Origin of the sequence: Anabaenopsis sp. FSS-46 (assembly GCF_029891665.1) — a bacterium.
Taxonomy (GTDB): Bacteria; Cyanobacteriota; Cyanobacteriia; order Cyanobacteriales; family Nostocaceae; genus Anabaenopsis; species Anabaenopsis arnoldii.
Genome location: NZ_JANQDG010000067.1, coordinates 49,803 through 67,755, shown reverse-complemented (window position 1 = coordinate 67,755; position 17,953 = coordinate 49,803). Strand labels below are relative to the sequence as shown.

Annotated in this window: 16 protein-coding genes; 11 read left to right on the top strand and 5 right to left on the bottom strand. The window is 41.0% G+C overall.

Annotated features, from left to right (window positions below; genetic code table 11):
- Positions 1-217: 217 nt before the first annotated feature.
- The 4 genes from NWP21_RS07610 to lysA all read right to left on the bottom strand — a co-directional run bounded on the left by NWP21_RS07610 (position 218) and on the right by lysA (position 4,853).
- Positions 218-1,282, bottom strand: a complete 1,065-nt coding sequence (locus NWP21_RS07610) for a sulfate ABC transporter substrate-binding protein (protein ID WP_280792215.1) — start codon at positions 1,280-1,282, stop codon at positions 218-220.
- 332 nt (positions 1,283-1,614) lie between these two features.
- Positions 1,615-2,364, bottom strand: a complete 750-nt coding sequence (locus NWP21_RS07605) for an isoprenyl transferase (RefSeq protein WP_280792214.1) — start codon at positions 2,362-2,364, stop codon at positions 1,615-1,617.
- Positions 2,361-3,284, bottom strand: a complete 924-nt coding sequence (gene cdaA / locus NWP21_RS07600) for a diadenylate cyclase CdaA (RefSeq protein WP_280792213.1) — start codon at positions 3,282-3,284, stop codon at positions 2,361-2,363. The genes NWP21_RS07605 and cdaA overlap by 4 nt, the downstream gene beginning before the upstream one ends.
- A gap of 150 nt (positions 3,285-3,434) precedes the next feature.
- Complete coding sequence (gene lysA / locus NWP21_RS07595; RefSeq protein WP_280792212.1) at positions 3,435-4,853, bottom strand: diaminopimelate decarboxylase; 1,419 nt, start codon at positions 4,851-4,853, stop codon at positions 3,435-3,437.
- Positions 4,854-5,037: 184 nt separating this feature from the next.
- Here lysA and rimI point away from each other — a divergent pair, with 184 nt between their 5' ends.
- The 5 genes from rimI to yhdJ all read left to right on the top strand — a co-directional run bounded on the left by rimI (position 5,038) and on the right by yhdJ (position 10,378).
- Positions 5,038-5,583 carry a ribosomal protein S18-alanine N-acetyltransferase gene (rimI, locus tag NWP21_RS07590; RefSeq protein WP_280792211.1) on the top strand — a complete coding sequence of 182 codons (546 nt, stop codon included), beginning with the start codon at positions 5,038-5,040 and terminating at the stop codon, positions 5,581-5,583.
- Between the two features lie 422 nt (positions 5,584-6,005).
- Complete coding sequence (locus tag NWP21_RS07585; RefSeq protein ID WP_280792264.1) at positions 6,006-8,498, top strand: ATP-dependent Clp protease ATP-binding subunit; 2,493 nt, start codon at positions 6,006-6,008, stop codon at positions 8,496-8,498.
- A 201-nt stretch (positions 8,499-8,699) separates the two neighbouring features.
- A complete protein-coding gene (locus NWP21_RS07580; RefSeq protein ID WP_200987732.1) occupies positions 8,700-8,957 on the top strand; it encodes a type II toxin-antitoxin system HicA family toxin in 258 nt (85 codons plus the stop codon).
- Complete coding sequence (locus NWP21_RS07575) at positions 8,954-9,307, top strand: type II toxin-antitoxin system HicB family antitoxin (RefSeq protein ID WP_271731073.1); 354 nt, start codon at positions 8,954-8,956, stop codon at positions 9,305-9,307. The genes NWP21_RS07580 and NWP21_RS07575 overlap by 4 nt, the downstream gene beginning before the upstream one ends.
- A 177-nt stretch (positions 9,308-9,484) precedes the next feature.
- Positions 9,485-10,378, top strand: coding sequence for an adenine-specific DNA-methyltransferase (gene yhdJ / locus NWP21_RS07570; RefSeq protein ID WP_280792210.1), 894 nt, complete (start codon positions 9,485-9,487; stop codon positions 10,376-10,378).
- Positions 10,379-10,860: 482 nt separating this feature from the next.
- Here the strand turns inward: yhdJ and NWP21_RS07565 are convergent, their stop codons facing one another.
- Positions 10,861-11,610, bottom strand: coding sequence for a TspO/MBR family protein (locus tag NWP21_RS07565; RefSeq protein ID WP_280792209.1), 750 nt, complete (start codon positions 11,608-11,610; stop codon positions 10,861-10,863).
- A 406-nt stretch (positions 11,611-12,016) separates the two neighbouring features.
- Here NWP21_RS07565 and NWP21_RS07560 point away from each other — a divergent pair, with 406 nt between their 5' ends.
- From NWP21_RS07560 to NWP21_RS07535, 6 genes are all read left to right on the top strand, one after another.
- Positions 12,017-15,373, top strand: coding sequence for a type ISP restriction/modification enzyme (locus NWP21_RS07560; RefSeq protein WP_280792208.1), 3,357 nt, complete (start codon positions 12,017-12,019; stop codon positions 15,371-15,373).
- Between the two features lie 274 nt (positions 15,374-15,647).
- Positions 15,648-15,911 carry a sulfiredoxin gene (locus NWP21_RS07555; protein ID WP_271731064.1) on the top strand — a complete coding sequence of 88 codons (264 nt, stop codon included), beginning with the start codon at positions 15,648-15,650 and terminating at the stop codon, positions 15,909-15,911.
- 28 nt (positions 15,912-15,939) lie between these two features.
- Positions 15,940-16,431 (top strand): Dps family protein, encoded by a 492-nt coding sequence (locus tag NWP21_RS07550; protein ID WP_271731062.1) that lies wholly within the window; start codon positions 15,940-15,942, stop codon positions 16,429-16,431.
- Between the two features lie 86 nt (positions 16,432-16,517).
- On the top strand, positions 16,518-17,198 hold the full coding sequence (gene grpE, locus NWP21_RS07545) for a nucleotide exchange factor GrpE (RefSeq protein ID WP_280792207.1): 681 nt from the start codon (positions 16,518-16,520) through the stop codon (positions 17,196-17,198).
- Between the two features lie 69 nt (positions 17,199-17,267).
- Positions 17,268-17,573: a hypothetical protein gene (locus tag NWP21_RS07540; protein WP_280792206.1), complete on the top strand. Its 306-nt coding sequence runs from the start codon at positions 17,268-17,270 to the stop codon at positions 17,571-17,573.
- The gene (locus NWP21_RS07535; protein WP_271731055.1) at positions 17,573-17,953 is read left to right on the top strand and encodes a type II toxin-antitoxin system VapC family toxin; all 381 of its coding nucleotides are present in this window, start codon (positions 17,573-17,575) and stop codon (positions 17,951-17,953) included. The genes NWP21_RS07540 and NWP21_RS07535 overlap by 1 nt, the downstream gene beginning before the upstream one ends.

The following is a 17,953-nucleotide window of genomic DNA, read 5'->3' as shown; positions in this document are numbered from 1 at the left end:
TTTGATATTATATACCCATAAGACCTACATCACCTTTGATAATGCGAAAGTCTAACCGTTTTTACTGACACGCCTAGCTCTTTAGCAGTGTCGCCTACCTACTTAGTCATTTGATTGTTGTCCATAATAGAGTTACCTCGCTGTATGCACTCTATTATGTGGACGTAATGATAATCATGTCTATATCTGGGTATAATTTAAGTTGTAGTTTAGTCCCCTAAGGTCGGGCAATATTGGCTTGGATATCGTCAAAGATTGCACCATCGGCAAAGAATTTCGGGCTGACTTGGCTCCAACCGCCAAAATCCTCGATGGTGAATAGGTTTGAGATTTGGGGATAAGTATCGGCAAATTCCGCGACTACTTCTGGTACTACCGGTCGGAAGCCTACTTTGGCAAATTCCCGCTGGGCTGCGGGTGTAAAGAGAAACTGTACAAAGGCTTCTGCTACTTCCCGGTTACCTCGCTGATCAACATAGCTATCAACTACGGCAATGGGATTATCAATGGAGATATTAATGTCGGGAACTATGTAGGGTAAATTCTGTCCCTGTTGTTTAGCTAAGATGAGTTCGTTCTCATAGTTGATCAATACATCTCCCTGTTTTTGGGCGAAAAAAGCATCAGTAGCTTCACGGGCATCTCTAGGGAGAACGGGCACGTTAGCATACACCTTAGTCACAAAGTCTTGGGCTTGTTCTTCAGTGCCGCCTGTTTGGGTCACTCTTCCCCACAAAGCCATGTAATTCCAACGAGCGCCACCAGATGTTTTGGGGTTAGCAGTAATCACACTGACATCATCCCTGGCTAAGTCTTCCCAGTCTTGAATATTTTTGGGGTTGCCTTCCCGGGTAACTATAACCCCTACGGAACGGTAGGCAATGCCGTCGCCGTTGGGTGTCTTTTTCTCCCAGCCTGGTTTAATTAGCCCGGCTTCCTGGAGTTGCTGAGTGTCTGCTGATAGTGCTAGGGCGACAATATCCGCTTCTAAACCGTCAATGACGGCACGGGTTTGGGAGCCTGACCCGCCGTAGCTCTGGCCAAAGGTGACTATCTCTCCGGTTTTTTCTCGCCAGTATTCAACAAACAGGGGAATAATCTTTTTGTAAGCCGCACGGGTGACAGCGTAGCTCACTAGAGTTAGTTCTTTTCTGCCGGTGTTAGCACTATTACTAGGAGAGCAAGCGGCAATCGCACTACTTAAACACACTACTATTAAAAATAGCGAAATATATCTTTTCAATGGCTGCCGTTGCCAGCGATTCCAATTATGCACCCACATACCGGTCTCACACTCCTAAATTTCTGTGAGTCAGGGGGTGAGGTAGCATTTCCTCCCACTCTCCCGCTCTCTTACTTAATCTATCAAGTTACAGTATTTTGATATCAGTTATAACTCATACACATATTACCATGGAATAGCAAGACAATCTCCAAAATCCCAATCAAGAATATGGTGATTAGCCATGTTTTTCCTCTGTGTTCCCTGTGCCTGTGGGGTTCGTGTGATCGGGCATTTACAGGAATGGACACGGATCTGGGGACATGACAAAATTCCCAAACCATTTCGGAGTAAGTGTTTTTACTTTTGAGTTTTGCTAGAACTTCCTTGACCTAAACCTTTCCAAACCTCCGATCTCGTTGCTGGTAGGCAAACAAAGCGCGGTGAAACTCAGTGCGGTCAAAATCTGGCCAAAGAGCATCAGTAATATAAATTTCCCCATAGGCCATTTGCCAAAGCAGGAAATTGGAAAGTCGCATTTCGCCACTGGTACGGATTAATAAATCAGGGTCAGTAATTCCAGCTGTGTACAGGTGATCCTCAAACAACTGTTCATCAATTTCATCAGGTTTAAGGACACCTTGCTGTACCTTTTGGGCGATCGCCCGGCAGGCTTGTAAAATTTCCTGGCGTCCCCCATAATTAGTAGCTACAGTAAACCGAATACCGCGATTATTGCGAGTTTCTGCCATTGAGCGGGAGATTTCAGCTTGCAGCGATGGAGGTAGAGCATCCAAATTACCGACAAACTGGATTTGAACATTCTCCTCGAGCATTTCCCGAAGTTCTTGGCGGAGAACCCTTTGAAACAAAGTCATCAAAAAATCTACCTCTTCCTGGGGTCTTTTCCAGTTTTCGGTAGAAAAAGCATAAGCCGTTAGTGCCTGAATCCCCCAGTCTTTGCAACAGCGCAACAAATCCTTGAGCGCATCCACTCCGCGCTTATGTCCCATAATTCTGGGTAGACCTTGACGTTTAGCCCATCGACCATTGCCATCCATAATCACTGCGACGTGCTTTGGCAGTAGTTCTCGTTTTAAGTCAGAAGGTAAAAATTGCAGTTGAGTTTGTTGTGCTGTCATTTTTTATTTCGAGAAGCGGTCGATGGTAATCCAAGTAAACCTGAAATTATTACTATTGCTTTACTACCTATCTGACGACCCCAACCTAAGAGACTAGGAGCAACAGCTTCCCGGTCTACAGTGGTTGATAATCGAGCCTCTAAGGACTCCTTGAGTGTCCTAATCGTCAGTGGTCTATTGAGAGTTCCTCGTTCCGCTAAGGAAATAGAACCCGTTTCTTCTGATACAACCACACAGATACAATTTTCTACCCGCTCAGTGATCCCCATGGCTGCCCGGTGGCGTGTTCCCAACTGGCGGGAGGCCGTGCGCCCCGAAAGTGGTAGGATTATACCAGATGATACAATACGCGAGCCACGGATTAAGGTTGCCCCATCGTGGAGTAAAGTTTTCGGCTGAAAAATAGTCTGTATAAGTTCCTTAGAAACATCAGCATTTAGCTTAACTCCAGGCACAGAAAAATCCCGCTCGTGAATTGGACCTGTGGTTTCCAAAATCAGCAAAGCCCCTATGCGGTTTTTTGAAAGTTCTTTGACCGCATCAACAACTTCATCAATTACACTATCAGAGTTGGGGATGGTTAAACTGGATGGTTTAAATAATTGCTGAAATTCACCGCGTCCCACCTGCTCCAAAAATCGGCGAAATTCAGACTGGAGAGCCACAGCCATTGCTACAGCGCAGCCAATCACTAACTTTTCCAATACAAAATTGAGCAGAGGGAAACCCATTCTGCCACTGAGTACTGAAGCTAGCATTAAGATAATAAAACCCCGCACCATCCACAGTGTTCGGCGCTCACTAATAATAACTAGTATCATGTAGGTCAGCGCTAACACCAACAAGATATCCAGAGTCCCAAGCAGCAAGGACTGCGACCATCCCAGGTTTGTCAGCCATTGCTTCCACCAATCTCTCATGACATCTGGATTACTCTTTGTTATCCCTCAATATTCTGTCATTTTGCTGTTATTTTCATGCCCCAAAGGTTAACCCTTGAGGAAACAGCAAGTGTTGAGTCATTAGCTATTACTGATATTTTCCTAGCTAGTGACTATACAAACCGGTTATTAGTTCTGCACGTTGAGCCTGTCTGGTAGACAATCTTGTCGAATCAAGTCGTGATAACTTTCGCGCCGCAAAATTAAATTTGCTTCCCCATTGGCTACTACAACGGCAGCCGGGCGGGGTAAGCGATTATAGTTTGATGACATACTGTAATTGTACGCACCAGTCCCCATGATTACGAGTATATCCCCTGGTTGAGTTTCCGGCAGTTGGGCATTTTTAATCAGAATATCCCCTGATTCACAATGCTTACCAGCTATTGTCACTGTTTGGGTGAGGGGAGCAGACATCTTGTTAGCGACTACTGCTCGATAAACTGACTGGTAAGTAATGGGTCGGGGATTATCAGACATCCCACCGTCAACTGTCACGTAGGTACGAATGTCGGGCACAACCTTTGATGATCCCATAGTATAGGCTGTGACGCACGCTGTGGCAATCAGCGATCGCCCTGGTTCACATAACAATTTTGGCAAAGGGAGATTTTCGGCAGTACAAGCTGCTTGGATAACTTCACAAATCGCCTTCACCCATTCTGTAATACTGGGGGGATCATCAGATTCAGTGTACCTAATTCCTAAACCACCGCCCACATTTAATTCTGTGACGCTTAAACCATAATTTGCCGCCTTTTTTAACCACTGCACCATGACAGCAGCCAAATCTCGATGGGGTTGGCGTTCAAAAATTTGGGAACCAATGTGAGCATGTAACCCAACGCAGTTTAAAGAAGGTTGCTGACTGACAAAGGTAAATACTTCGTCCAAATCATTAGGGTCAAAGCCAAATTTACTATCTAAATGTCCCGTGCGAATGTATTCGTGGGTATGGCATTCAATTCCTGGGGTTAACCGCAACATCACCCGGATGGGGGTGGATGTCCCCGGTGCTTGTTCTGCCATCTTTACCAAGGTATGCAGTTCTTGCCAGTTATCTGCCACAATGGTGCTACCAGACTCTATAGCTAAAAGCAGTTCTTCATGAGATTTATTATTGCCATGGAGGTAGAGTTTATCCGGGTTCACACCGGCACTTATAGCTGTATATAATTCCCCTCCCGAAACTACATCTATACCTAATCCTTCCGATGCAGCGATCGCGCAAACTGCTAAACAGTTCCAGGCTTTGGATGCGTATAGTACCTGAGATTCACCCTGGTAATATTTTTTAAATGTATCTCGATATTGCTGACAAGCTAAACGCAGGGTTTCTTCATCTAAAATATACAAAGGTGAACCAAACTGCTCCACCAGGGTTTTGACATCACACCCACCAATTTCTAGGATGTCCTGACTGTTAAGTTTGGCGGTAACTGGTAAAAGTTCCTGGTTGGGGGAAACATTGATGTTTTCACGTCCTTGAATTTGAGGTAAATATTGACTACCAGCATATTGAACGCCAGTGGGGTGAGTGGATACCATAGTTCTTATAAATTGTCCTTGCTCAAAGTTGAAATTTTTTTGGGCGTGAGGTCATTCAGCGTCCCGATTTTCAGTTTAACCAAAATAGCGTGGAAACAGGAGATATGCCTAGGTTCAGTTGACGGCGCTTTTTCCCCTCAAGGATGTTTCAATCTTCATATTTATTTACCCATTCGCCATTAACGTGATCTTATTAGACTTAAAACTGAAATCCCTGACTTTAAATGATCTAACTGCCATCCTGGAACTAGATCAAGCCTGTTTTGGCGGTCTGTGGACTATGGATGGCTATCAACGAGAGTTAAACAGTCCCAACAGTGAATTATTGGGTTTATTTTCCCCGGTTTATGGGTCAAAACTGCTAGGAATGGGGTGCTTTTGGGCAATCTTAGAAGAAGCACACATTACAATTTTGGCAATTCATCCCCAATATCACCGTCAAGGTTTGGGACAGGCTTTACTGTATTCTCTACTTCAAACCGCAAGCGATCGCGGACTGGATCGGGCCACCCTGGAAGTCCGCGCTTCTAATTTGGCGGCCATATCCTTATATGAAAAATTTGGCTTTAAGATAGCCGGACGGCGGCGGGGTTATTACCAGGATAATGGAGAGGATGCTAAGGTGTTGTGGCTGTCAGATTTACAATCTCCGCAATTTGCAGAAACTTTGGAGAATTGGCATACTACTGTGGTCTATGGCTTAAGGAAATCTTTTTGGCAAATGCGTTGACTCATGGGTAATTATGCCTAGCTAAACCGGGATGAGGATCACATTAGGCAGAAAAAATTCATGTTTTTGCTGCCATGCGCTATTAAAATATTTAATCAATAAATTTTTTAGATTTAAAATAAATTATTAGTCCAGCATATTCTTGAATAGAGACTGATAAGTATGTTATAAGTCTATATTTGGAAATAGTTAAATAAAAGCCTAAGCATAGCGGCTTGCTGGATAGTTGTAAAGCAGGGAAACACTAGTAAACTCAAGCCCCTAAGTATAGCAACCATAAAAAAAGTAATAAAAAACTAACAATTAAGCCAGGATGTGGGGCGAAATTTTTTCGTGGCCTATAATCTTTATACAGGCATCCAAAAGCAGAGCCTGTGCTAAAATCAGCATACCGGCACGACGCAGGTGATGGGAAAAATGCCATGTTTGAACGCTTCACAGAAAAAGCCATTAAGGTAATCATGCTGGCCCAAGAAGAGGCCCGCCGCTTAGGTCACAACTTCGTGGGAACCGAACAGATCCTCCTAGGTCTGATTGGGGAAGGTACGGGAGTTGCGGCTAAAGTGTTGAAATCAATGGGTGTCAATCTCAAAGATGCCCGGATTGAGGTAGAAAAAATCATAGGCCGGGGTTCGGGCTTTGTGGCCGTGGAAATTCCGTTTACGCCACGGGCAAAGCGTGTACTAGAGCTATCCTTGGAAGAAGCGCGCCAATTAGGGCATAACTACATTGGCACCGAGCATCTGCTGTTGGGCCTGATCCGGGAAGGGGAAGGTGTAGCAGCCAGGGTGCTAGAAAACCTAGGGGTAGATTTATCTAAGGTACGAACCCAAGTGATCCGAATGCTCGGAGAAACAGCAGAGGTTTCAGCCACAGGGCCATCGGGACGCACCAAAACTCCCACCTTGGATGAGTTTGGCTCGAACTTAACCCAAATGGCGACGGACAACAAGCTAGACCCAGTTGTAGGACGTGCTAAAGAAATTGAGCGGGTGATCCAAATTTTGGGGCGCCGGACTAAAAATAATCCAGTATTAATCGGTGAACCAGGGGTAGGGAAAACAGCGATCGCCGAAGGTCTAGCATCCCGCATAGCTAACAGGGATGTTCCCGACATCCTAGAAGATAAGCGGGTGGTAACCCTAGATATCGGCTTGCTAGTAGCAGGTACCAAGTACCGGGGTGAGTTTGAAGAACGCCTCAAGAAAATCATGGATGAAATCCGCTCGGCGGGTAATGTCATCCTGGTAATTGACGAGGTACACACTCTCATCGGTGCTGGTGCTGCAGAAGGGGCTATTGATGCAGCTAATATCCTCAAGCCGGCTTTGGCTAGGGGTGAGTTACAGTGTATTGGCGCTACGACTTTAGATGAGTACCGCAAGCACATTGAGCGAGATGCAGCTCTAGAGCGACGCTTCCAACCGGTGATGGTGGGAGAACCTTCTGTAGATGAAACCATTGAAATCCTCCACGGGTTGCGCGAACGCTATGAGCAACACCACAAGCTGAAAATCTCTGATGAGGCTTTGGTGGCGGCAGCAAAATTATCTGACCGTTACATTAGCGATCGCTATCTACCAGATAAGGCTATCGATTTAATTGACGAGGCTGGTTCTAGGGTACGTTTAATGAACTCCCAATTACCACCCGCAGCTAAAGAGTTAGACAAAGAACTACGGCAAATCTTAAAAGAAAAAGACGAAGCTGTCCGCTCCCAAGACTTTGACAAAGCTGGGGAACTGCGCGATCGCGAAATGGAAATCAAAGCCGAAATTCGCGCCATCGCCCAAGGTAAAACTAATACCTCTACCGGCCCAAGTGATAGCGCCCGGATCCCAGCCGTTGAGCCTGTAGTCGGCGAAGAGGACATTGCTCACATTGTGGCTTCCTGGACTGGCGTACCAGTCAACAAGCTTACGGAATCAGAATCCGAAAAGCTGCTGCACATGGAAGATACCTTACATCAGCGGTTAATCGGTCAAGAAGATGCGGTGAAAGCTGTTTCCCGCGCCATTCGCCGCGCTCGTGTCGGTTTGAAGAATCCTAATCGACCCATCGCTAGTTTTGTCTTCTCCGGTCCAACTGGGGTAGGTAAAACTGAGTTGGCTAAGTCCTTGGCTTCCTACTTCTTCGGTTCTGAAGAAGCAATGATTCGCCTGGATATGTCGGAATACATGGAACGCCACACCGTTAGTAAGTTGATTGGGTCGCCTCCTGGTTATGTTGGTTACAACGAAGGCGGTCAGTTAACTGAAGCTGTGCGTCGCCGACCCTATACTGTGGTGCTATTCGACGAAATCGAAAAAGCTCACCCCGATGTCTTCAATATGCTGCTGCAAATTCTCGAAGACGGACGGTTAACAGATGCGAAAGGTCGCACGGTGGACTTTAAGAACACTTTGTTAATTCTGACTTCTAACATAGGTTCTAAGGTAATTGAAAAAGGCGGCGGCGGTATCGGCTTTGAATTCGCTGATGATGCGACGGAGACTCAATACAACCGCATTCGCTCTCTGGTGAATGAAGAACTCAAGCAGTACTTCCGTCCTGAATTCCTCAACCGTCTGGATGAAATTATCGTCTTCCGTCAATTGAGTAAGGCTGAGGTGACGGAAATCGCCGAAATCATGCTCAAGGAAGTATTTGGTCGTCTGACTGAAAAGGGTATCACTTTAGAGGTGAGCGATCGCTTTAAGGACAGACTAATTCAAGAGGGTTACAGTCCCAGCTACGGCGCTAGGCCATTACGTCGAGCTATCATGCGCTTATTAGAAGATAGCCTAGCTGAAGAAATTCTCTCTGGTCGCATTAAGGATGGTGATACAGCCTTAGTTGATGTTGACGAGAGTGGTAACGTTCAAGTTAGTGCTGGACAGCGCCGCGAGTTATTAACTCAGGGTGTTGATTCCTAGTTAGAAACTATAAAAGTTAAATCAGCGGTGGGGAATTTCCGTTCTCTACCGTTTTTTTTGTGAAGCACCAGGTACAAGAGAAAGAAAGGAGGGTTTTGTGGCTAACCTAATTTCGGATCAGGTATATGGAATAATGTAACTAATTCTAGTTGCAAAATTTTTCTGAGGACAGATAATGGAAGTAAGCAGTCGGGAGTTCTCATGACCCGCAGGGAGAAATTAATTAAGCGGTTTCTTAGTATTCCCAAAGATTTCACCTGGGAGGAGTTAGTTACGTTGCTTTCGGGGTTTGGGTTTGAGGAGGTCAGCACGACGGGAAAAACGGGAGGTTCTCGGCGGCGTTTTCTCAATGATGGCGGAGTGATTATTACTTTACATGAACCCCATCCTCAAAATATTCTCAAACGATATCAGATTGAACAGATTATCAAGATTCTCCAAGGGGAAGAATTGCTATGAATAACATGATGCAATACAAGGATTATTTCGGGTCGATTCACTATAGTGATGATGATAAAATATTCTACGGACAAGTGGAACATATCCGCAGTTTAATCAGTTTTGAAGGGGAAGATGTGGCTAGTCTCAGGGCTAGTTTTGAGGAAGCAATTGATGATTATTTGGCTCTGTGTGCAGAAAAAGGGATTGAGCCTGAGAAGCCGTTTAAGGGTAGTTTTAATGTGCGTGTAGGTAGCCAACTTCATCGTCAAGCGGCTTTATTTGCTCAACAACGGGGGGTGAATCTCAATAAGTTGGTGACGGATGCACTAGAATGTTATCTGAAAGGGGAATCCTTGGAAAATGCTTGAGGAATTGCGGATTTGAAGTACCAAAAAACAAAATTAAGTATCGCCTAACCATGATTTTACGTTTTGATACTATTAGTTGTGATATTGAAGTATGGATTGATCCGATGTGATCACCTCCATATATTCTTTTATTGCTTTTATGTTGATGGAAATATGGTAAACTTGTCAAGGATAATTATGATTGAACGCTACGGAAATCAACAACATACCATTTTTCATGGTGATACTATCAGCACCTTATCAAAATATATTCCTACAGATTCCGTAGATTTAATTTTTATTGATCCTCCCTATAACATAGGTAAGCAATTTAGCAATTTCCATGATAAATGGGAATCAGAAGCAGAATATTTAAATTGGTCATATCAATGGCTTGATCAGTGTATTCGCATTCTCAAACCAAATGGGACAATTTATCTCATGACCAGCACCCAAGCAATGCCTTATTTTGACATTTACCTGAGAAAAAAGTTAACTATTCTCAGTCGCATCATATGGCATTATGATAGCTCTGGAGTACAAGCTACAAAATACTTTGGTTCAATGTATGAACCCATTCTCCATTGCGTCAAAAATAAAAACAATTATATTTTTAATAGTGATAATATTAAAATTGCCGCCAAAACAGGCGCAGAACGTAAATTAATAGATTACAGAAAACCTGTACCTACTCCTTATAATACGGAAAAAGTCCCCGGTAATGCTTGGTATTTTCCCCGTGTGAGATATCGCATGGCGGAATATGAAAACCATCCTTCACAAAAACCGGAGTCATTACTAGAAAGAATTATTTTAGCAAGTAGTCATGAGGGAAGTTTAATACTTGATCCCTTTGCTGGTACTTTTACAACTGCTGCGGTAGCTAAACGGTTAGGGAGAAAATCTATCAGTATTGAACTACAGGAAGAATATTTAAAAATTGGTTTGAGACGGGTTTTAGAATTAATAGAGTATAAAGGAGAGCAACTTTTACCACCTGAGAAAAATCATCAGGTTAAAAATAAAAATGGTCAAGAATTAAATTTGGATGTGATAGAAAGGAATATTTTTGAGCAGAATACTACAACATAATTTTACACTTATTATCAAGAAAATTATCAAATATTTTAAGTATTCAGTTAAGAGGTAGAGAATAATTTTTCCCTACCTGTTTTCAGGTATCTTGAATCCACTACTCAAAAATAAAGTGAGATTGTCCCTTGTTTTCCCAGGTAAATTTTAATGATTTAGGGTTTGCAACAGAAAGTCTTTTCGTGGGGGTAGGGAACAGGGAACAGGGAACAGGGAACAGTTTCAGCTATCTGTCATCCCTAAATTTTCTGATTTATTTAACCCAAAATGTACACTTTTGATGGTAGAGCCTTCAAAAACCCTGCACCTGTTTTCTTTTTTAGCAACCTCAAACCTTTGATTTACAGCGCATTTCATCTGAGTAGGTACAAAAGGGCGGGCAGGATGCCCACCCCACAAGATTTATGATATTAAGGTGTGTACTTTATTTACTTGAAAAGTGCTGTATATAGGTTTTACATTTATTATTCAGCCAGCCCTATTTATTTCTCCCCAGATGCAAGCTTTAAGGGATACAATGGCTCTGATCCGTTTAATTGCCAAATTCTCCACACTAGTACAGCAGCTACAGTTAACCAAACACAGGAAAATGATAAAATCATCCCTGCTAAAGGATTAGTTTCCCAATAAATTGCTGTCACCACTAGCGCAGACAACCAAGGACCTAAAATCACCACCGGAACAGCAGCGCCTAATCTCCGTTCTACGGTAAAAATTGTATTCCAAGTATCCCCTAAAGCTAGATGTACCACAAACAGAATTAAAGGTAATACCAAAAATTGGTGATTCATTGTTTGCCAAACTAATACAGAGGAAATAACCCGCAAAACTGCTATGATCATCCAAACGATGGGAAATGCTAAAGGTGGGGGAGACCATCTGGGTCTAATTACTTGGTCATAGGTGGTACGAGAACGAGTATTATCTAAAAGGGAAAAAATCCGGGAACGGATACTTAAGACGGCAAAAAATAATGCAGTTAATGCAGTGCTAACCCAACTGGGGAAACCGGAATTATGTTCAATGAATATGATTAATTTTTCCATTCCCAGCAACACAAGAATCATCACTGCTATTTGTAGGATAGTCCCTAGTTTATAAACTAAAACTGCGTTGATATCTAGTTCTTGTGTGGTCGCTTTTGAGGTGTTAGGGGGGTTTTGTTTACCAGGTTTGACCCCCATAACTGTGTTGACGAACTTTTCCAGTATTCCTGTTTTGGCTTGGTTCATAATCAAGAGATGGTGAGTAGTTGGTAAGTATTAACAATAATTAATTATATGATCATCTAATGTTAATGCACTACCAGCATAATCAAGAATGGCAAGAATTACAGACAGGAGACTTGATTATTAGTTCTTCTGTCCCTAGACGGGGTAATATTTGGCTGACTAATTTTGATCCACAATATCATATATGTTGTGGGGTGGGCATCCTGTCCGCCCTAGTGTACCTAACTCAGATGACAGGGGCTGTAAAACTTACAAGCACAAATATTATACAATTATTTTTATTAAAAAGTAATATAAGTATTAATTTTTTTGTATATTTTTCTATGTATCACCAATCATTATAAAATACATATGAAATGTTTTGATACAGAGATTATGTATCAATAATTGTTATTTATTTATGAATATGGCGAAAAATAATCAGAGTCAATTTTTATCTAATCTTCAAGCTTACGCAAAGGAATTAACTAATAAATTCTCACTTTCTTCTGTCTCTTTTGGTGCTGAAGATCAACTGAAATCACCTATAGAAAATTTGTTAAAATCAGCAGCAAATATTCTGAATCTATCTATTGTAGTAGTTACTGAGGTACAAGAAAAGCTACTTTCAGGAAGACCAGATATGGGAATAACAATTAATGGTCTTTTAATTGGACATATTGAACTAAAAGCACCAGGAAAGGGCGCAGATACTAGTAAATTGAAAGGAGATGATAAACAACAGTGGGAAAAGTTTAAAAATCTTCCCAATTTAATTTATACAGATGGCAATAATTGGGGACTGTATCGCACAGGTGAAAAGGTCGGAAAGATCATTAAATTTTCAGGAGATATTACTTGCAAGGGTGCATCAGCTATTAGTTCTCAAAATGCTAATGATTTACTAATATTATTGCGAGATTTTTTCAATTGGCATCCAATTGTTCCTTCTACGCCAAAAGCTTTAGCAGAAATGCTTGCTCCTATTTGTCGGTTATTAAGAAAAGATGTTTTGAATGCTCTTGAGAATCCTGAATCTAATTTAAGTCAAGTAGCTAAAGATTGGCGACATTATTTGTTTCCTGATGCGGATAATCAACAATTTGCAGATGCTTATGCTCAAACCTTAACCTATGCACTTTTATTGGCGAGGTTTTCCGGTGCTGATGATCTATCTTTACCACAAGCTGTTAAAACTATTAGAACTGGTCATAATTTACTAGCTGATGCTTTAAAAATCTTAGGTGATGAAGGAGCACGCGAACAAATAGAAGTTTCTGTAAGTCTATTGGAAAGAATAATTGCAGCTATTGATATTACGGCAATAAATGAAAATGATTCTGAAGACCCATGGTTATATTTTTATGAGGATTTTTTGGCTCAATATGATCCAAAGATGAGAAAAGAAAGAGGAGTTTATTATACTCCTATTCCTGTTATTAAAACACAAGTAAGATTAGTAGCTGAATTATTAGGAGAGCATTTTGATGCTGAATTTTCCTTTGTAGATGATAAAGTTATTACTTTAGATCCTGCTTGTGGTACAGGAACTTATATTTTAACAGCTATTAAACATGGACTGGATCAAATTAGTAATTTAAGAGGAAAAGGAATGAGAGTTTCTGCTGCTACAAATGCAGCAGCAAATATTCACGCTTTTGAAATCTTAGTTGGCCCTTATGCTGTTGCTCATTTACGTCTCACTCAACAAATTTTAAGTGAAGGTGGTACTTTACCTGAAAATGGTGTTCATGTTTATTTGAGTGATACTTTAGAATCTCCCTATGCTGAATTAAGTGGTAATTTACCTTTAATTTACAAATCTTTAGGTCAAGAATATAAACGCGCTCAAAAAATTAAACAAAATACACCGGTGATGGTTTGCTTAGGAAATCCACCTTATAACCGTCAAACAATTGATGAAGATGATTTAATTAATCAAAAAAGAAAGGGTGGATGGGTCAGATTTGGAGATGATGAGCAAAAGGTAGATGAAAATCGGCAATTAATTAAAAAACGTCCTATTTTAGAGGATTTTCTAGAACCATTAACAGAAATGGGTTATGGTGTTCATGCTAAAAATTTATATAATGACTATGTTTATTTTTGGCGATGGGCTTTGTGGAAAGTATTTGAAGCTAACACAGAAAATCAAGCCGGAATTATCAGTTTTATAACAGCTTCTTCCTATTTGCGTGGCCCTGGATTTGCGGGAATGCGTAAGGTGATGCGTCAAACGTTTGATGAACTGTGGATTATTGATTTGGAAGGTGATAATTTAGGGGCTAGAAAAACAGATAATGTGTTTGCAATTCAAACTCCTGTGGCTATTGCTATTGGGGTTTGTTACAACCAACCTCAACCTGAAGTTGCTGCTAAAGTTCATTTTACTAGAATTGATGGTACAACTCAAGAAAAACTAGCAGTTTTAGATAATATTCACTCTTTTAAAGATTTACAATGGCGTGAATGTCCCAAGAATTGGACTGATTTATTTTTACCTGTTAGTGATACAGATTATTGGAATTGGGCAAAGTTAACTGATTTATTTCCTTGGCAAGAAAATGGTATTCAATTTAAAAGAAAATGGACTATTGGTGAAAATAAGGAAGTTTTACATAAACGTTGGGAAAATTTGATTAATGCTAGTAAATCGCCAGGGATACAGAAAAAACTGTTTAAAGAAACAGATGCTAGAAAAATTAGTAAACAGTATTCATCTTTAGAAGATAAAGGAAATTTATTAGCTCCCATTGCTAATTTATTATCTAAGGATTTACCTGTAGAACCAATTCGTTATGCTTATCGCAGTTTTGATCGCCAGTGGGCTTTATTAGATAATAGATTGTGCGATCGCCCTAGACCCAATTTACGACGTTCTCACAGTGATCAGCAAGTTTATATGACAAGTTTATTAACTAATGTTCTAGGTGAAGGTTCTGCTGCTGTTGTTACTGCTTTAATTCCTGATTTAGATCATTTTCGTGGTTCTTTTGGTGCTAAACATATTATTGCTCTCTGGAGAAATTCGCAAGCTAATCAACCTAATATTACCACTGGAGTTTTAGAAGTTATTAGTAATATACTCAATTACAATATTCACCCAGAAGACTTTTTTGCTTATTGTTATGCCATACTAGCAAGTCCCAAATATGTCAAAGAATTTTGGCATGAACTAGAAACACCTGGACCAAGGATTCCCATTACTAAAAATAGGGATTTATTTATCAAAGTAGTGGAAATAGGACGCACTTTAGTTTGGTTACATACCTATGGTCAAAGGTTTGTTCCCAGTGGTAAAAAACCAGGTAAAATTCCTGTTGGTAAAGTTCGTTGTCAAGTAGGAATACCCAATACAGTAAATGATTATCCCACAGAATTTTCTTATGATGTGGGTACACAAGAATTAAAAGTTGGTAGAGGTGTATTTGAAAATGTCCGCCCAGAAGTTTATCATTTTAGTGTTTCAGGTTTAGAAGTTGTCAAGTCCTGGTTAGCTTATAGGATGAGAGACGGTGCTGGGAAAAAGTCCTCACCTTTGGATGATATTCGTCCTCAAACTTGGCAATTTGATGGTGAATTGCTTGATTTACTCTGGGTTTTAGATGCTACTGTAGATTTATATCCTAGTTTATCTTCCTTATTTGCGGAAGTAATTAACAGTGAATTATTTGCAGCTACGGAGTTTCCACAACCAACAGAGTTAGAAAAGTCCAACTCTTTAGAAGTGGAGACAGAGTTACCAATTTTCAATATACAAGAAATAGATGCAGAAGGTGAGTAAGCACTTACAGCGGACTTCATCTAAGTGGGTACGGTAGAGCGGGCAGGATGCCCACCCCACAATAGTTATACAATTAATATCTGTATTTTATCTAGGTATAAACTGCTATAACTAAATTTTCAGAAGCTCCAAAATTTAAGGATATTGCTGGTGTCAAGGCGATCGCCTACTTTACGGTAAGTAGTTATTTAATATACATTTACAATTTTTTACTCAACTTAATTGTAAAATCAAACTCATAACGACTATGATTAAGACAGGAGAGCAAAGAAGGATGATGAGAGTTGAAGAAATCCCCTTAAATCAAATCAAACGCCCTTTACCCCGTGTCAACGACCCTGATAAAGTCCAAGCCTTAATGGAGTCTATTGCAGCGATCGGACAACAGGAACCCATCGATGTCCTAGAAGTGGACGGACAGTATTATGGTTTTTCCGGTTGTCACCGTTATGAAGCTTGTCAGCGCTTAGGTAAAGCAACAATCAAGGCGAGAGTCCGTAAAGCTACACCTAGGGTACTCAAGATGCACTTAGCATAATCGGATAGAAGTAAACAGGAGAAAAAATATGTCATCTCAAGCAACAGCTAAAAATGTCAATATCGGTATTGACGACGCGAGTAGAGCGAAAATTGCCGAGGGGTTATCTCGTTTATTAGCTGACACTTATACACTGTATCTCAAAACCCATAACTTTCATTGGAACGTTACAGGTCCAATGTTCCAAACCTTACATTTAATGTTTGAGACACAGTATACAGAACTGGCTTTAGCAGTAGATTTAATCGCAGAAAGGATTAGAGCCTTGGGATACCCAGCACCGGGAACCTACAGCGAATATGCTAAACTCAGTTCAATTGCGGAAACTGCGGGAGTTCCTAAAGCTAAGGAAATGATTAGCTTGCTGGTGGAAGGACAAGAAGCGGTAGTCAGAACTGCACGCTCTATTTTTCCTGTATTGGAAGAGGTGAACGACGAACCCACCGCCGACTTATTAACTCAACGGATGCAAGTTCATGAGAAGACCGCTTGGATGTTGAGAAGTTTACTGGAAGAATAACCTAAAAAATATTTACATGAAACTTTTGTGGGGTGGGCATCCTGCCCGCCCATGGTATGTAAGTTAAATATGTCACAGCTTAACCAATGAGTAATCACACCCAAAAGCTGCAAAATTTGATGCAGCGTGTAAATATCCCTAGTTTTAAAGCCTTAAGTCGTGATGCTGGGGTTTCAGAACGGCAAATATTACGGCTGCGACAAGGGAAATTAACACAAATGCGGGTGGATGTGCTGCTGAAGTTATCCCAAGTGCTGAAGATTTCATTGGCTGAATTAATAGAGACTTTTTCACCGGTGACTACTCAGGATGACCTACCCCGGAGCCAAACCGAGATAGAAGCATTAAAAACAGAGTACCAGCGATCGCAACAGCAATTAGAACAACAGCGAGAAATGTTAATACAGGAGTTCCAGCAGTCGAGTTTACAACTACTGGAATCTTTATTATTACAATGGCCCACAGTAGCCTATAAAGCTGAGGAAAATCCCCAGCTAGCTGCAATTAAAATTGTCCCTTTGGTGCAGAAACCCTTAGAAAGACTGTTACAGGAGTGGGGAATAGAGGCGATCGCCCCAGTGGGAGCAGAGGTAGCATATAATCCCCAAATGCACGAATTAATCGAAGGGACAGCAGAACCAGGCGCAACAGTGAGAGTACGTTACACAGGCTATGTACAAGGCGAAAAGCTACTTTATCGAGCTAAAGTCAGTTACGTGGGCTTTCTTACTTTTCAGACATCCTCTGAGAATTGTGTTCCCAGCTAGAGGCTAAGAAACGAGATTGTCAAACCGGATTGCTATATAATACTTGTAGTGAGTAGGACACAAATAAAAATGTCAGAAAAAACTTTTGATATTGCTTACTTATCTGAAAATTTACTTGATTTATTATCAGATATTCAAAATCATGTGGAAATTACTCTAACTCGTCAGGGCGTTCCTTGGGCAAAAGTTTTACCTCTTGAGCCAGAAGACTCTACAGTCGAAAAAGCGGGTTTAAATCATGGCTCAATGGCGATCAATGGTGAAGAAGTCTTAGAACCAAGAGTTCCAGGTTTTTGGCAAGGACAAGTTAAGATTTCTGAGGATTTTGATGATACTTTGGAAGAGGTGATTGCTGCTTTTTATGGTGAAGACTAATGAGTTTTTTGTTAGATACTCATATCCTGTTATGGTTCTTAGAAAATGATTCTAAGTTGTCAACTCAGGTACGAGAAGTAATTATTAATCCTAAAAATATAATTTTTGTTAGTGCTATTAGTGCTTGGGAAATTTCGATTAAACAGTCTTTAGGAAAGTTAATAGCTCCTAATAATTTAGAGGAAGCTTTGCGTTTTAGTCGATTAGAGGTTTTAGCGATGAAATTGGCACATGCAATAAAGGTTGCTGATTTGCCAATGCATCATAAAGATCCTTTTGATAGAATGTTAATTGCTCAGGCTTTGGTAGAAGGCCTAACAATAATTACGGTAGACCATAAGTTTAAATTGTATGATGTTCCGTTATTAATAATTGCATAA

What these genes read in the sequence shown, in the direction of transcription:
- NWP21_RS07585 (WP_280792264.1), top strand. Translation starts at nt 6,006, where the DNA reads ATGTTTGAACGCTTCACAGAAAAAGCCATTAAGGTAATCATGCTGGCC.
- NWP21_RS07610 (WP_280792215.1), bottom strand. Translation starts at nt 1,282, where the DNA reads ATGTGGGTGCATAATTGGAATCGCTGGCAACGGCAGCCATTGAAAAGA.
- NWP21_RS07560 (WP_280792208.1), top strand. Translation starts at nt 12,017, where the DNA reads ATGGCGAAAAATAATCAGAGTCAATTTTTATCTAATCTTCAAGCTTAC.
- NWP21_RS07535 (WP_271731055.1), top strand. Translation starts at nt 17,573, where the DNA reads ATGAGTTTTTTGTTAGATACTCATATCCTGTTATGGTTCTTAGAAAAT.
- NWP21_RS07550 (WP_271731062.1), top strand. Translation starts at nt 15,940, where the DNA reads ATGTCATCTCAAGCAACAGCTAAAAATGTCAATATCGGTATTGACGAC.
- lysA (WP_280792212.1), bottom strand. Translation starts at nt 4,853, where the DNA reads ATGGTATCCACTCACCCCACTGGCGTTCAATATGCTGGTAGTCAATAT.
- NWP21_RS07580 (WP_200987732.1), top strand. Translation starts at nt 8,700, where the DNA reads ATGACCCGCAGGGAGAAATTAATTAAGCGGTTTCTTAGTATTCCCAAA.
- NWP21_RS07565 (WP_280792209.1), bottom strand. Translation starts at nt 11,610, where the DNA reads ATGAACCAAGCCAAAACAGGAATACTGGAAAAGTTCGTCAACACAGTT.
- NWP21_RS07555 (WP_271731064.1), top strand. Translation starts at nt 15,648, where the DNA reads ATGATGAGAGTTGAAGAAATCCCCTTAAATCAAATCAAACGCCCTTTA.
- grpE (WP_280792207.1), top strand. Translation starts at nt 16,518, where the DNA reads ATGAGTAATCACACCCAAAAGCTGCAAAATTTGATGCAGCGTGTAAAT.
- cdaA (WP_280792213.1), bottom strand. Translation starts at nt 3,284, where the DNA reads ATGAGAGATTGGTGGAAGCAATGGCTGACAAACCTGGGATGGTCGCAG.
- NWP21_RS07605 (WP_280792214.1), bottom strand. Translation starts at nt 2,364, where the DNA reads ATGACAGCACAACAAACTCAACTGCAATTTTTACCTTCTGACTTAAAA.
- NWP21_RS07575 (WP_271731073.1), top strand. Translation starts at nt 8,954, where the DNA reads ATGAATAACATGATGCAATACAAGGATTATTTCGGGTCGATTCACTAT.
- NWP21_RS07540 (WP_280792206.1), top strand. Translation starts at nt 17,268, where the DNA reads ATGTCAGAAAAAACTTTTGATATTGCTTACTTATCTGAAAATTTACTT.
- yhdJ (WP_280792210.1), top strand. Translation starts at nt 9,485, where the DNA reads ATGATTGAACGCTACGGAAATCAACAACATACCATTTTTCATGGTGAT.